Source organism: Oleiphilus sp. HI0128 (assembly GCF_001635365.1).
On record NZ_LWGG01000944.1, the window covers coordinates 1 to 745 of the forward strand.

Consider the following 745-nt stretch of genomic DNA (forward strand, 5'->3'; position numbering starts at 1 on the left):
CGAGATGCCGAGACTTTATTATTACAGCAATCCCGTATTAACTCAGAACTGCAAGAAGGCTTGATGAAAACACGGATGATACCGTTTTCATCAATTGTTCCAAGACTACGCCGTATCGTTCGCCAAATTGGTGGCGAGCTAGGTAAGCAAGTCGATTTTGATGCACTGAATACCGAAGGTGAAATGGATCGTTCCGTATTGGAAAGAATGGTCGCTCCGCTTGAACACATGTTACGTAACGCCCTCGATCATGGTATTGAAACTGTTAACGAGCGTAAAAAAGCTGGCAAACCAGAGAGTGGCACAATCACACTCTCTCTAATGCGTGAAGGCGGAAATATTGTCTTGAAGATGAAGGACGATGGCGCTGGAATTAACGACAAAGTTGTTCTAGATAAAGCGATAAAACAAGGGCTTGTACCCAAAAACACGAAACCTAGCCGCCATGAAATTATGCAATTTATCATGCACCAGGGTTTCAGTACGGCAGAAAAAGTGACGCAGATTTCCGGTCGAGGTGTCGGCATGGACGTTGTAGCCAGTGAAATCAAGCAAATGGGCGGCAGCATTGAAATCAATTCTGAGTTTGGTCACGGTACCGAGTTTGCTATTCGTCTACCCTTTACGGTATCCGTTAACCGAGCGCTGATGGTAAACATTGGTGAAGACTTCTACGCCATTCCTCTGAATACTATTGAAGGTATTGTTCGAGTCAGCCCTTATGAGCTGGAAGAATACTATAAAC

General features: G+C 44.6%; 1 protein-coding gene. It reads left to right on the top strand.

The features are described 5' to 3' along the window. The coding region (locus A3763_RS15400; protein ID WP_231872218.1) for a chemotaxis protein CheA at positions 1-745 on the top strand (745 nt) is incomplete at both ends.